10 protein-coding genes are annotated in these 13,657 nt (G+C 71.5%); 9 read left to right on the plus strand and 1 reads right to left on the minus strand.

The genetic code is table 11. The features are described 5' to 3' along the window. Positions 1 to 11 precede the first annotated feature (11 nt). Both AC6CCG_RS12450 and AC6CCG_RS12455 read left to right on the plus strand, forming a co-directional pair. A complete protein-coding gene (locus AC6CCG_RS12450; RefSeq protein WP_496654853.1) occupies positions 12 to 542 on the plus strand; it encodes a hypothetical protein in 531 nt (176 codons plus the stop codon). Next, positions 539 to 1,690 carry a PrsW family intramembrane metalloprotease gene (locus tag AC6CCG_RS12455; RefSeq protein WP_496654854.1) on the plus strand — a complete coding sequence of 384 codons (1,152 nt, stop codon included), beginning with the start codon at positions 539 to 541 and terminating at the stop codon, positions 1,688 to 1,690. The genes AC6CCG_RS12450 and AC6CCG_RS12455 overlap by 4 nt, the downstream gene beginning before the upstream one ends. 39 nt (positions 1,691 to 1,729) lie before the next feature. Here AC6CCG_RS12455 and AC6CCG_RS12460 read toward each other — a convergent pair whose 3' ends face one another. Further along, a complete protein-coding gene (locus tag AC6CCG_RS12460) occupies positions 1,730 to 2,236 on the minus strand; it encodes a winged helix-turn-helix transcriptional regulator (protein WP_496654855.1) in 507 nt (168 codons plus the stop codon). 61 nt (positions 2,237 to 2,297) lie between these two features. Between AC6CCG_RS12460 and AC6CCG_RS12465 the strand changes: the two genes are divergently transcribed. From AC6CCG_RS12465 to AC6CCG_RS12495, 7 genes are all read left to right on the plus strand, one after another. Next, complete coding sequence (locus AC6CCG_RS12465; protein ID WP_496654857.1) at positions 2,298 to 3,743, plus strand: MFS transporter; 1,446 nt, start codon at positions 2,298 to 2,300, stop codon at positions 3,741 to 3,743. A 7-nt stretch (positions 3,744 to 3,750) separates the two neighbouring features. After that, positions 3,751 to 5,244 carry a DUF7059 domain-containing protein gene (locus tag AC6CCG_RS12470; protein ID WP_496654858.1) on the plus strand — a complete coding sequence of 498 codons (1,494 nt, stop codon included), beginning with the start codon at positions 3,751 to 3,753 and terminating at the stop codon, positions 5,242 to 5,244. A gap of 171 nt (positions 5,245 to 5,415) precedes the next feature. Further along, positions 5,416 to 8,214 (plus strand): type I DNA topoisomerase, encoded by a 2,799-nt coding sequence (gene topA / locus AC6CCG_RS12475; RefSeq protein ID WP_496654859.1) that lies wholly within the window; start codon positions 5,416 to 5,418, stop codon positions 8,212 to 8,214. Positions 8,215 to 8,228: 14 nt separating this feature from the next. Further along, positions 8,229 to 9,683, plus strand: coding sequence for a hypothetical protein (locus tag AC6CCG_RS12480; RefSeq protein WP_496654860.1), 1,455 nt, complete (start codon positions 8,229 to 8,231; stop codon positions 9,681 to 9,683). Then, positions 9,680 to 10,315, plus strand: a complete 636-nt coding sequence (gene tmk, locus AC6CCG_RS12485) for a dTMP kinase (protein WP_496654861.1) — start codon at positions 9,680 to 9,682, stop codon at positions 10,313 to 10,315. Before AC6CCG_RS12480 ends, tmk begins: the two co-directional genes overlap by 4 nt. 64 nt (positions 10,316 to 10,379) lie before the next feature. Then, positions 10,380 to 11,564, plus strand: a complete 1,185-nt coding sequence (locus AC6CCG_RS12490; protein ID WP_496654862.1) for a DNA polymerase III subunit delta' — start codon at positions 10,380 to 10,382, stop codon at positions 11,562 to 11,564. Positions 11,565 to 12,027: 463 nt separating this feature from the next. Then, positions 12,028 to 13,620, plus strand: coding sequence for an alpha/beta hydrolase (locus tag AC6CCG_RS12495; RefSeq protein WP_496654863.1), 1,593 nt, complete (start codon positions 12,028 to 12,030; stop codon positions 13,618 to 13,620). Positions 13,621 to 13,657: the final 37 nt, after the last annotated feature.

The raw sequence follows: 13,657 nt of genomic DNA on the forward strand, positions 1-13,657 counted from the left end.
ACGATGGAGTCATGGGTGCAAGCTCGGCCGTTGCGGGCCCGCGCGAGTTCATCGCCGCCGGGGCGTGCTGGGCCGCCCTGCTGCTGATGGTTCTGGTGCCGGTCGGCCTCGCCGCGGCCAACCCGATCCCGACGACGAAGATCACCAAGGGCGAACGGGCGGAGCTGAGCGCGCCGGGCGCCATCACGGTGGCGATGTCGCTGGATCCGTTGGCCGGCTGGACCCGGCCGCGGCAGCGCAGCCGGGCCCAGGTGGATGCGCAGCGCGGGGACGGCCAGGTCTCGATCAAGGTGATCGCCAACGTCGACGACCCGTCGGTGACCCTGGCCAGGGTGGCCCGGGTGCAGCGGGTGCCGAACCTCGTCGAGCTGGACCGCCCGCCCGGCCGGGAGTCGATGATCATGGCCGAGGGCTCGGACGGCACGCAGCTGATCATCGTCAACCAGGACCGCACCGCGGTGTTGATCACCGGCCGCGGACTGGCCGGCAACGAGAGCGGGACGCTGCTGAGCCTCGCTCAGGATCTGCTGTATCTCGGATGAACGACGTCGCGCTGGCCGGTCGCGGCCCAGTCCTCTGGCAGCCGCGCCGGCCCTTGTTCTGGGCGATCCTGCTGCCGATCGGCTACGCCGTCGTCTACCACCTGCCGTTCGTCGTCTTCCCGGCATCCGGCTGGACGCTCGCGGCGCCGGTGGCCTGGTTGCCGACGAACCTGATCATGGCGGTCCTGATCGGCTGGGTGATCCTGCGGCTGGACCCGTTCGAGAAGGAGCCGGTGTCGCTGCTCTGGTGCTGCGCGGTCTGGGGCGGCACCGCCGCGACGCTCGCGGTGATCCCCAACCGGGCGTTCGTCGACCTGCTGGTCGCGGTCGGCGGCACCGACCTCGGCGAGAAGTGGACGCCGGCGATCGCCGGACCGTTGACCGAGGAGTGGCTCAAGGGCCTCGGCATCCTGTTGATCATGCTGCTCTGCCGGTCGCACCTGCAGCGGACCCTGGACGGGTTCATCCTCGGCGCCGCGACCGGGCTCGGCTTCCAGGTCGTGGAGAACCTCTCGTACGCCTACACGGCCGCCCTCAACGATCCCAACAGCGACTGGGTCGGCGCAATCGCGGTGAGTCTCAGCCGGGCCCTGGTCGGAGCCACCAGTCACTGGGTCTACAGCGCCCTGGTCGGGTACGGCCTCGGCTACGCGATCACCCAGGTGCAGCTGTCCTGGCAGCGGCGGATCGCGGTCGCCGGGCTCGGCGTGCTCGGCGGCTGGGCGGTCCACTTCCTCTGGAACAGCCCCTGGCTGGCCGATCTCGGGCTGCTCAGTCTGGTTCCGAAGATGATCATCGTCGGGCTGTTCGTCTGGCTGATGTACCGCTTCCCGGCCCGCCGCGAGTTCGCCTGGTTCCGTGATCAACTGGCCGACGAACCGCCGCAGACGATCACGTACGCGGAGCTCGAGGACCTGCGCACGCTGGGCAACCGGCGTCGGGCCCGCCGGCTGGTCCGGGGGATCGCCGGCGGTGCCGGCGAGCGTGGCATCCAGACGCTGCACCAGGCGCAGATCGATCTCGCCGTCGCCCTGGGCAACCTGGACAATCCGGACCGGGACCGCGACGTGCGCCGGGCCCGGCTGTTGATCACCGAGGCCCGGGCCGAGCTTGATCGCATCGTGCCGCCGGCGGCCAGGGCCGGCTAGGGGCTGGGTCCCCGACGTTGCCTCAGCGCGCGTTCGTCGTCAGCGCAGCGGATCCAGCATCCGATGCGGACCGCGGAGCCGTTCGGTGACCGGGTCGGTCCGGTTCGACCGCCGCTCCGGTACGGACTCGATGTCGGACACCGTCGGAACGGTCCGGCAGGTCGGGCAGAACCCGTGGATGTCGATCTTGGTCCCGCACTCGGCGTGCCGGAAACTGCGATTCGGCCGCCGGCCGCCGTTGCCGTGTTCGTTGCCCCACTGGGCCATCGCGTTGATCAACGGCCAGAGGGCGCGGCCGGCCGGGGTGAGCAGGTATTCGGGATGGCCCGGGCCGTTGGTCTTCTCCAGCACGCCGTTCGCGACCAGGCCCTCCAGTCGTTCGGCCAGGACCGCCTTGGAGATGTCGAGATGCGCTTGGAGATCGGAGAACCGGGTCACCCCGTACAGGCAGTCGCGGATGATCAGCACGGTCCAGCGCTCGCCGACGATCTCCAGGGCGCGGGCGATCCCGCAGTCCTGCTCGGCGTAGTCCTTCCCCAGCGGCATGCGCCCAGCCTAGCATTCTGGTCTTGTCATCGAACCAAGATCGTGCCTAGAGTTTGGTCTTGTGATCAGACCAAATGTCCTTGCTGGGTCGCGGCCCGCACTGTCGGCCGCTCCCGCGGCGCCCCGGACCGGGCCGATCCTCGCCGTCACCTCGCTCGGGACGTTCCTGGCGTTGGTCGCCTTCACGTTGCCCTTCTCCGACCTGCCGACGATCGTCTCGGTGCTGCGGGCGGGGCCGGCCGAGAGTGCCTGGATCCTCAGCTCGATGAGCGTCGGCCTCGCCGGCGCACTGCTGATCGCGGGCCGGCTGGCCGATGATCACGGGCGGCGGCTGGTGTTCCTGATCGGCTGCCTGGTGCTGGCCGCCGGCTCCTTCGCGGGTCTGGTGCCGAACGTCGCGGTCTACCTGGTCGGGCGGCTGCTGGCCGGGGCCGGCGGTGCCGCGATCGTCGGTGCCAGCCTGGGCCTGATCGCGGCCGGCCATCCGGAGCCGGCTCGGCGGACCACGGCGACCGGGATCTGGGGCGCTGCCCTCGGCGCCGGCATCACGGCGGGCCCGCTGATCGCGGCCGCCGCCCATGTGATCGGCGCCTGGTGGTCGGCCTACCTGCTCGTCGGTACGGTCTCGGTCGCCGCGGCGCTGATCGCCCGGGTCGGGCTGGCCGAGTCCCGATTGCCGACCCGGCAACGGCCGGACCTCGTCGGCGGAGCGGCGTTCGTCGCGGCGATGGTGATGATCTTGACCGGCCTGGTCTGGCTGCGGCTGGCCCCGAACCCGTACCTGCCGGTCCTGATGATCATCGGCGGCGTGCTGCTTTCCGCGGCCTTCGTGATCATCGAGCTGCGGGTGGCCCGGCCGATGCTCGATCCGCGGCTGTTTCGCAGGCCTCGGTTCACCGGCCAGGTGGTGGCCGGCCTGGCCACCGGCCTCGGCATCATCGCGCTGTGTTCGGTCTCGCTGACGTACCTGACCAACGGGCTGGGCTTCACGACGCCGGCCGCGGCGGGCACGCTGGCCCTGTGGTCCGGGACCAGCGTCGTGGCCGCGTTGCTGGTCCGGCCGCTGGCGCACCGGATCAGCGGCGGCACCCAGCTGGCGATCGGCCTGTTCGGCGTCGCCGCCGGCCAGGCCCTGATGATCCCGGCGCACAGCTTCGCGACCATCGCGCCTGGGCTGCTGCTGGCCGGCGCCGCGAGCGGCATCCTCAACGCCGGTCTCGGCCGGGAGGCGGTGGCCAGCGTCCCTCCCGGTCATGGCAGCTTCGGCTCCGGGGTCAACAACACGGCCCGCTATCTCGGCTCGGCGATCGGTGTCACCGTCACCGGCATCCTGCTGCTGCACGGCACCACTCCGGGCGCACCGGCCATCGACCACCTGACCGCCGGCTGGTCCGCTGCGGCCCTCGTCACGACCACCCTGTCCGCGCTGGGCGGGCTGGCGGTGCTGATCTTGAACCGGCGGGTGATCTTGAACCGGCGCGCGGAGGGCGAGCCCGCAGTGGGATGATGCGGACGTGCTGACCACGACCGCCTGCGCCGAACTCCGGGAGTCCTGCCGGACCGCCGGCTACACGGTCGACGGCGTGCTCGCCGCGATCGGCACCGACGCGCATCGCGCCCTGGGCCGGAACAGTACGGTGCCCGCGGAACGGGCGCTGGCCGGGCGCGACGACCCGCTGGCGACCATGATCAGGACCTTCCTGCTGCAGCGTCCGGTGACCAGGAAGGCCGTCGACGCGGCGTTCCCGGGCCTGGTCCCGGCCATGATCGACACCGGACTGCTGACCGACGACGGCGGTACGGTCCGCGCGGTCGTCGATCTTCGGCCCTACGCCTCGGACCAGGACGACGACGAGCCGTACTGGGTGGTGGCGGACCTGACCCCCGGCCTGGACACCATGATCACGCCGATCCGGCCGGACTACGTGCTCGGCGTCTCCTCGGCCTCGGCGACCCTGGCCCAGCTCGCCGTACGGCGGCCGATCGGGCGGGCCCTCGATCTCGGCACCGGCTGCGGCGTCCAGTCGCTGCACCTGGCCGGCCACGCCGAGCAGGTGGTGGCGACCGATCTCAATCCGCGTGCCCTCGAGCTGGCCCGGCTCACCCTCGCGCTGAACGAGGTCGAGGCCGACCTGCGGCACGGCGACCTGTTCCGGCCGGTCGCCGGGGAGCGCTTCGACCTGATCGTCAGCAATCCGCCCTACGTGATGGCTCCGCCGGCTCCGGACGGGCAGCGCCTCACGTACCGGGAAGGGGACCGGGCCGGCGACTCGCTGGTCGAGCAGCTGGTCCGTGGGGCGCGGGATCACCTCACCGAGGGCGGCGTCTGCCAGGTGCTGGCCAACTGGGCGCACGTTGCCGGTCAGGACGGGGAGGGTCGGGATTGGACCGACCGGCTCGGCGACTGGATCACCGGCTGTGACGTCCAGGTGGTGCAGCGCGAGGTGCTCGATCCGGCCGAGTACGTCGAGCTCTGGCTGGCCGACGCCGGCGTGGTCGGACGGCCGGACTACCGGGACGACTACGCGGCGTGGCTTGACTACCTGTCCGGGCTCGGGATCACCGGGATCGGGATGGGCTGGATCACCCTGCGCCGCACCGACGCCGAACCCGACCTCGCCTTCGAACATTGGCCGCACCCGATCGAGCAGCCGATCGCCCCGGCGATCGCCGCTCGGCTGGACGCCGTCGACACGCTCCGGGATCGCTCCGACGAACAGCTGTTGAGCTGGCACTTCACCGTCGCCGACGACGTCTCCGAGGAATCGCTGGCGACCCCGGGCAGCGGGGACCCGCGGCACGTGGTGCTCCGCCAGGAACGCGGCTTCCGGCGCGCCGTCGAGGCCGGCACCGCGCTCGCCGGGGTGGTCGGGGCGTGCGACGGCGAGCTCGCCCTGGGCACGATCATCGCCGCCGTGGCGACCGTCCTGGAGGCCGACGACGCGGAACTCAGGGCCGAATTGATGCCGCGCCTGCGGGTCCTGATTCGGGACGGCTTCCTGCGCTGAGGTACCCTCCCCGCCGAGGGTTCCCGCCCGGCAACCGTATTGACACGCCGATTAGCATCAGGATCACTGCGCCCACGCCCAGAGTGGATTCGGGTGGGCGAGCGTATCGGGGGGTACGCGGGGCGGCAGGGGGTGGAGCCATACTCACAGTCTCAAGGAGTTGACCTCTCAGTGGCAGCAAAGACAGGCAGACGCCTGGTGATCGTGGAGTCGCCGACCAAGGCGACCAAGATCGCGAGCTTCCTCGGCGACGGCTATGTCGTGCAGTCGAGCCGCGGCCACGTGCGCGATCTGCCGACGGGGGCGGCGGACGTACCGGCGAAGTACAAGGGTGAGAAGTGGGCCCGGACCGGCGTCGACGTCGACAACGGTTTTGCTCCTCTCTATGTGGTCAGCCCGGACAAGCGGGCCACGCTGAAGTCGTTGAAGGAAGCCCTGGCCGGGGCCGAGGAACTGCTGCTCGCTACTGACGGTGACCGCGAGGGTGAGGCGATCGCCTGGCACCTGCTGCAGGAGCTGAAGCCCAAGGTGCCGGCCCGCCGGATGGTCTTCCACGAGATCACCCCGCACGCGATCGCGGAGGCCGTGGCCAGCCCGCGGGACCTGGACACCGATCTGGTCGACGCCCAGGAGACCCGGCGGATCCTCGACCGGCTGTACGGCTACGAGGTCTCCCCGGTGCTCTGGAAGAAGGTCATGCCGCGGCTGTCGGCAGGCCGGGTCCAGTCCGTGGCCACCCGGCTCGTGGTGGACCGGGAGCGGGAGCGGATCGCGTTCCGCAGCGCCTCCTACTGGGATCTGGACGCGACCCTGGACGCCGGCGCGGAGGCCGATCCGCCGCAGTTCCCGGCCCGGCTGACCCACGTCGGCCCGGCCCGGGTGGCGCAGGGCCGCGACTTCGACGCGCGCGGTTCCTTGATCACGAAGGCGTCCGAGGAACTGGTCCATCTCGACCAGGCCCGGGCCGAGGAGCTGGCGGCGTCGCTGCGCACCGGCACCTTCGCGGTCGGCAGCGTGGAGTCGAAGCCGTACACCCGGCGGCCGTACGCGCCGTTCCGGACCACGACGATGCAGCAGGAGGCCGGCCGCAAGCTCGGCTTCACCGCGCAGCGGACCATGTCGGTCGCCCAGGACCTCTACGAGGGCGGCTACATCACCTACATGCGTACCGACTCGGTCACCCTGTCCAGCACCGCGATCAACGCGGCGCGGACTCAGGTCCGGCAGCTCTTCGGTGATCAGTATCTGCCGGAGCGGCCGCGGGTGTACGCGTCCAAGGTGAAGAACGCGCAGGAGGCGCACGAGGCGATCCGGCCGGCCGGCGAGTCGTTCGCCACCCCGGCCCAGACCGGGCTGACCGGTGATCAGTTCCGGCTCTACGACCTGATCTGGAAGCGCACCGTCGCCTCCCAGATGGCCGATGCACAGGGCAACACGATCACGGTCAAGATCAACGCCCAGGCCGACGGGCAGCCGGACTGCACCTTCACCGCGTCCGGCCGCACGATCACCTTCTACGGCTTCCTCAAGGCCTACGTCGAGTCGATCGACGAGGGCGCCGACGGCGAGTCCGACGACAAGCAGACCCGGCTGCCTTCGCTGACCGAGGGCCAGTCGCTGCGGCCGGAGCAGGTGCTCGCGTCCGGCCACGAGACCAAGCCGCCGGCCCGCTACACCGAGCCGTCGCTGGTCGCGAAGCTGGAGGAGCTGGAGATCGGCCGGCCGTCGACGTACGCGTCGATCATCCGGACGATCACCAGCCGGGACTACGTGTTCAAGCGCGGTTCGGCCCTGGTGCCGACCTGGCTGGCGTTCGCGGTGACCCGGCTGCTCGAGGAGCACTTCCCGCGGCTGGTGGACTACAAGTTCACCGCCGAGATGGAGGAGGTCCTTGATCAGATCGCCGACGGTCACGCCGAGCGGATCGGGGTGCTGACCGAGTTCTACTTCGGCGACGATGATCTTGAGGGGCTGCACAAGCTGGTCACCGAGCTGGGCGAGATCGACGCCCGCCGGCTGTCCACCTTCCAGGTCGGTGATCTTGATTCCGACATCGTGGTCCGGGTCGGCCGGTACGGGACGTACGTGGAGGACGGCGAGGGCCGCCGGGCCAACGTCGACGACGAACTGCCGCCGGACGAGCTGACCGTCGAGCTCGCCAAGGAGCTGCTCAGCAAGCCGATGGGCGAGGAGCGCGAGCTCGGGCTGGACCCGGAGTCGCACACCATGATCGTCGCGCGGAACGGCCGGTTCGGCCCGTACGTGACCGAGGTGCTGGGAGAGGACGCGCCGAAGGGTGCCAAGCCGCGGACCGGTTCGCTGTTCAAGTCGATGACCGTGGAGAGCGTCACGCTGGAGCAGGCGCTGCAGCTGATGAGCCTGCCGCGGGTGGTCGGGAAGGACGCCGAGGGCACCGAGATCACCGCGCAGAACGGCCGCTACGGCCCGTACCTGAAGAAGGGGACGGACTCGCGCTCGCTGGAGTCGGAGGAACAGATCTTCTCGATCACGCTCGAGGAGGCCGAGCAGATCTACTCCCAGCCGAAGCAGCGCGGCCGGGCCGCCGCGAAGCCGCCGCTGAAGGAGCTGGGCAACGACCCGGCCTCCGGCAAGCCGATGGTGATCAAGGACGGCCGGTTCGGTGCGTACGTGACCGACGGCGAGTTCAACGCGACGCTGCGCCGCGGCGACGAGGTGGAGACGATCACGCCGGAGCGGGCCGCCGAACTGCTGGCCGAGAAGCGGGCCAAGGGTCCGGCGCCGAAGAAGCGGGCCGCGAAGAAGGCGCCGGCGAAGAAGACCGCCGCCAAGAAGACCGCGGCCAAGAAGGCACCGGCGAAGAAGGCCGCCGCCAAGAAGGCACCGGCCAAGAAGTCGTCCGCGTCCGGGACCGTGTCGAACAACGGGAACGGCGAGTCCGCCGCCAACGGCCGGTCGTCCGAGGTCGCCGCCTCCGAGTCCGGGCACTGATCCGGAGGGCGGCCGTGGCCAAGCGCAAGCACTCGGCGGAGGCGATCGTCGAGCCGGCTGCAGCCGACTGGCCGGTCCGGTTCGAGATGCCGTACCCGGCGACGGCCCCGCGCTTGATCAATCCGGAGCTGGGGCTGGCGGCGCTGGTCGGCCGGGCCTCCGCCGACGCGACGTACACGATGGACGTGACGGTGCTCGACGCCCCGGACCACCGGCTGCTCCGGTCCGGGGTGGTGCTGGCCCATCGGGTCGTCGGCGAGCGCGGCGAGTGGTATCTCGCGGCTCCCGACTGGGCGCCGCTGCTGCCGGCCGAGCGCTCCGTGCCGATGGGGTACGGGGACCTGCCGGACGATCTGGCCCGGCTGATCCGCCCGTTCCGCCGGCGGGCCCCGCTGGGACCGGTGGCCGCGCTGACCTGTGACCGCCGTGAGTTCGAGTTCCGCGACGCCGACGGGCGCCGGCTGGCGCTGCTCCGGGACGACCGGATGACCGTACGGCGCGGCGGGGTGACCACGGCGCGCTACCGCGAGGTCACCCTGGTGGCTGCGGAAGCCGGCCCGACGGCGGAGCAACGGACCTGGCTGGTCGAGGCGCTCAGCGGGGTCGGCGGCACCCGGATCGACGAGTTCCCGCCCCTGGTCCAGCGGCTGGGCGCGCCGGCCACCGGGCTGACCGACTTCCCGATCGCCGAACCGCCCGGCGGCGACCTCCCGTTCGGGCCGTTCGTGGCCCGCTGGCTCGCGGTCCGGCTGCGGGCTCTGGTCGCGGCCGACCTGCGGCTGTCCGGATCCGTCGACGACAAGACCGACGCGCTGCTGGCGGCGGACGTGGTCGCCGAGGCCTCCCGGCTCCGGGACGAGGCCGAGGCCCTGTCCGGAGTGCTGGACGCCGACTGGATCTCCGACCTGGACGAGGAACTGGACTGGATCGTCGAGGCGGGTGCGCCGGCCGGTTCGGGCTCCGGTTCGGCGGTGGCGTCCGGGTTGCGGACGCGGCTGCGGGGGGAGCGCTACCTGGCCGTCCTGGACCGGCTGGTCAGTGCGATCCGGGCCCCGAAGGTCGGCCACCTGGACCGACTGCCGGCGGGCGACGTGACCGGGACCGTGGTCGACGACGCCCGGGCCGAGGCGTTCGCGGCCGGCGCGGACCTCACCCCGGAATCCGGCCAGGCCGCGTGGGACAGCCTGGCCGACGCGCTCGCCGCGTACCACCGGGCGCTGCGACTGACCGAGATCGGGCCGGACGCCGGCTTCGCTGGGGAGCGGCGTCGGCTGGACCGGGCCCGGAAGGCCTTCGCCGTCGTCACCGACCGGGCGGAGCGGGCCGACCGGACCAAGGAGGACGCCGCGGACACGACACCGGACGAGGCGTTCGAGCTGGGCCGCCGCTACGAGCGGCAGCTGGCCGACCTGGCCGAGGACAGGGCCGAGTTCCTGCGACGCTGGGCGAAGGTGGTGAAGAAGGCGTGACCGGGCTGTTCATCGTCTTCGAGGGCGGCGACGGGGTCGGCAAGTCGACCCAGGCGCGGCGGCTCGCGCGATGGCTGGGCCATCGGGGCCACGAGGTGGTCCGGACCTTCGAACCGGGGGACACCCCGGCCGGCCGGGAGATCCGCCGGCTGGTGCTGGACCACGCCTCCGGTGAGCTGGATCCGCGGGCCGAGGCGCTGCTCTACGCGGCGGACAAGGCACAGCACCTGTACGAACTCGTCCGGCCGGCCCTGCAGCGCGGTGCGGTCGTGGTGTGCGACCGCTACATCGACTCCATGCTGGCGTACCAGGGCGCGGGGCGGGTGCTCGATCTCGACGAGGTGTCCCGGATCGCCCGCTGGGCCACCGACGACCTGCGTCCCGACCTGACCGTGCTGCTCGACCTCGATCCGCGGCAGGCGGTCAGCGGCAAGGCGGTCAAGGACAAGCTCGAATCCGCCGGGGAGTCGTTCCACGACCGGGCCCGGCAGCACTTCCTCGACCTGGCCGCCGAACGTCCCGCCGACTACCTGGTGCTGCCGGCCCGGGACTCCGAGGCCGCGATCGCGGCCGCGGTCGCCGATCGGGTCGAGGCGCTGCTGTCAGACCGGTCCGGCACACTGACTCCATGAGAACCACCCCACGATGCAGTTCTCCTCCGCTGCGCTCCTCCGAACTGCGCCGCGGGGACCCCGGATGATCACGCGCCCTGAGCCTGTCGAAGGGCCGCCGCAGGACCTGTTGCCGGGCGTCTGGGCCGAGTTGATCGGCCAGGAGCGCTCGGTCGCGGTGCTGCGCCGCGCCGTCGCCGGCGAGCGGAACGCGATGGCGCACGCCTGGCTGGTCACCGGCCCGCCCGGGTCCGGCCGGTCCAACGTCGGCCGCGCCTTCGCGGCGGCGCTGCAGTGTGCCCGCGGTGGCTGCGGTGAGTGCTCGGAGTGCCGTACCTCGCGGTCCGGGGCCCATCCCGACGTGACGCTGGTCCGGACCGAACAGCTGTCCATCGGCGTCGACGAGGTCCGCGACCTGGTCCGCCGGGCCGCGATGAGCCCGACCATGGGTCGGCGGCAGGTGCTCGTCGTCGAGGACGCCGACCGGGTCACCGAACGGGGCGCCGACGCACTGCTGAAGAGCATCGAGGAACCGGCCGCGAAGACCGTCTGGATCCTCTGCGCGCCGACCGTCGACGACGTGGTGCCGACGATCCGGTCCCGGTGCCGGCTGCTGACCCTGCAGACGCCGACCGTCGACGCGGTGGCCCGGCTGCTGCAGGTCCGCGACGGCATCAGCCCCGAGCTGGCCGAGTTCGCCGCGCGGGTCGCCCAGGGCCACGTCGGCCGGGCCCGGGCGCTGGCCCGCAATGAGGCCGCCCGGGACCGCCGGGCTGCCGTGCTCGCCATCCCCGGGCGGCTGACCGACCTGGGCTCCTGCCTGCGCGCGGCGGCCGAACTGGTCGAGGCGACCGCGGAGGAGGCGGCCGCGGCCACCGCCGAGCTCGACCAGACCGAGAAGGCGGAACTGTCCGAGGCGCTCGGCTTCGGTACGAAGGGGGCCCGGCCCCGGCACGCCCAGGCGGCCCTGAAGGAGCTGGAGGATCAGCAGAAGGCCCGGGCCAAGCGGTTCCAGCGGGACGCGATCGACCGCGCGTTGACCGAGCTGACCGGCTTCTACCGGGATCTGCTCAGCCTGCAGACCGGATCCGGTGCTCCGCTGGTCAACGCCGAGCTCGCCCCGCAGCTCGGCGTCCTGGCCCGGAAGTCGACGGCGACCTCGACCCTGCACCGGATCGACGCCCTGCTCGCCTGCCGCGAGGCCTTGGAGAACAACGTGGCGCCTCTGCTGGCGGTCGAAGCCGCGGTGATCGGCCTAGCCAGAGGCTGATCTGCGGATCCGCGCCAGCGAGTGTGCTTCCGCAGGCCGGGGAGGCCTGTCCCAGTCCGTGGATCGGATTTGCAACTCCGCCGAGTTCTAGTAATGTTTCGCACAGGTTGCCGGAGGGCACGAACCCCCGAGCGTTCTCTCCGGCAACCGCTCCAGATCAAGTCATGGGCCGCCCGATTAGGGCGGCTTTTTTCGTTCCCGGCTCAGGCTCCGGTGTTAGGGTTGTTGGGCAAGATTCCCAAGCGGCACGCGTAGTGCCATCGGGTGGAGCCCCCCGTCCCCACCCGCCCCCGGAAGGCCCGGCTGCCCCCGCAACGCCGGGCCTTCCCCCTGTCCGGACTCTTCCGCTTCCGGAGCGGTCAGCCGTGGACAAAATGCGTCTCGGCCCGCGGGGTCGGCCGCCGGTGATCGGGGGTCCTGACGGTAGGCTCAGTTCATGGTGGTGGGGTGCGGACGAACCGTCTTGGCACGCCCACGCGCGGTCGTCGTTCTCGCCCTGCTCAGCGTGGTCGCCCTGCTGGCCTCCTGCACACTTCCGCCGATCGGTCCTGGCCGCCCGACGCCGACCCCGAGCAGCACTCCGTCGGTCTCGGTCAGCACGCCGACGCCGAACACCGAGGCCGGTCGGCCGGTGCAGAGTCCGCCGTCCGTCGAGCCGAACGGTTTCGCCGATCCGCCGCCGGGCTCCGGGCTGGATCGGTACCGGGCGCAGCGGCTCAGCTGGGCCGAGTGCGGCGGGGACGCGGAGAACCGGATCGAGTGCGCCTCGGTGCTGGTGCCGCTGGACTTCAAGCATCCCGACGACATCGCGATCACGCTGGCGCTGGCGCGCCGGCCGGCCACCGTGCAGCCGCGACTGGGCAGCCTGTTCATCAATCCGGGCGGACCGGGCGGCTCCGGGATCGACTACCTCAGCTACTTCGACCGGACCGGCCTGGAGGCCTACGACCTCGTCGGCTGGGATCCGCGCGGCGTGGCCCGGTCGACGCCGGTGACCTGCTTCGGCGGCGAGCAGATGGACGCCTTCACCGAACTGGACATCTCGCCGGACAGTGATCAGGAGGACCGGGCGCTGCAGGAGGCGAACCGGAAGTTCGGCGAGTCCTGCCTGGAACGGTCCGGCGCGCTGCTGCAGCACGTGTCCACCGAGGAGACCGTACGTGATCTTGATCTGCTCCGGCACCTCGTCGGCGACCGGAAGCTGAACTACTTCGGCGCTTCGTACGGCACCGAGATCGGCGCCTACTACGCGCACTTCTTCCCCGGCCGGACCGGGCGGCTGGTGCTGGACGGCGCGGTCTCGCTGTCGCCGGACGAAGAGGTCAGTCAGGCCCAGGGCTTCGAACGGGCGCTGACCGATTTCGCCGAGTGGTGCGCCAAGGAGGGCTGCCAGCTCGGTGACACGGCGGAGGAGGTGACGACCGCGATCACCGACCTCTGGAAGTCGCTGGACTCCCGGCCGCTCGAGGTCGGCAGCCGGGTGCTCACCCAGACCCTCGCGGTGACCGCCGTGCTGCAGGTGCTGTACGACGACGAGGAAGGCTGGCGGCTGCTGGCCCAGGCGCTGCAGCTGGCGATCGACGACGACAACGGCCAGGGCCTGCTCTACTTCGCCGACCAGTACAACCAGCGCGATGATCAAGGAAACTTCGGCCAGCTGAACTACGGCTTCTCCGCCGTGCGCTGTCTGGACAACGACGACGAGGGGGTCGAGGAGGCGCGCAAGGAAGCCGCCGACGACGCCCGGATGGCACCGGTCATCGGCCCCTACATCGGCCTCGACTACACCTGCCCGCTGTGGCCGGTGAACGCCCGGAAGCGGCCGGCCGAGATCACCGGCAAGGGCCTGCCGCCGATCATCGTGATCGGCAACACCGGCGACTCCGCGACTCCGTACGAGTACGCCGTGAAGATGGCCGCCCAGCTCGAGTCCGGCGTCCTGATCACCTACCGCGGCCAGGGCCATCTGTCCTACCGGCGCAGCGCCTGCGTCCGCAGCCTGGTGATCAACTACCTCACCGAGGACCGACCGCCCCAGGACGGCGCCAAGTGTTGATCTTGGTCCGAGCGGCGGGTCGGGGTTGATCCGGTCG

The organism is Microlunatus sp. YIM B11417 (genome assembly GCF_059617205.1).

What these genes read in the sequence shown, in the direction of transcription:
- AC6CCG_RS12490 (WP_496654862.1), top strand. Translation starts at nt 10,380, where the DNA reads ATGATCACGCGCCCTGAGCCTGTCGAAGGGCCGCCGCAGGACCTGTTG.
- AC6CCG_RS12455 (WP_496654854.1), top strand. Translation starts at nt 539, where the DNA reads ATGAACGACGTCGCGCTGGCCGGTCGCGGCCCAGTCCTCTGGCAGCCG.
- AC6CCG_RS12460 (WP_496654855.1), bottom strand. Translation starts at nt 2,236, where the DNA reads ATGCCGCTGGGGAAGGACTACGCCGAGCAGGACTGCGGGATCGCCCGC.
- AC6CCG_RS12450 (WP_496654853.1), top strand. Translation starts at nt 12, where the DNA reads ATGGGTGCAAGCTCGGCCGTTGCGGGCCCGCGCGAGTTCATCGCCGCC.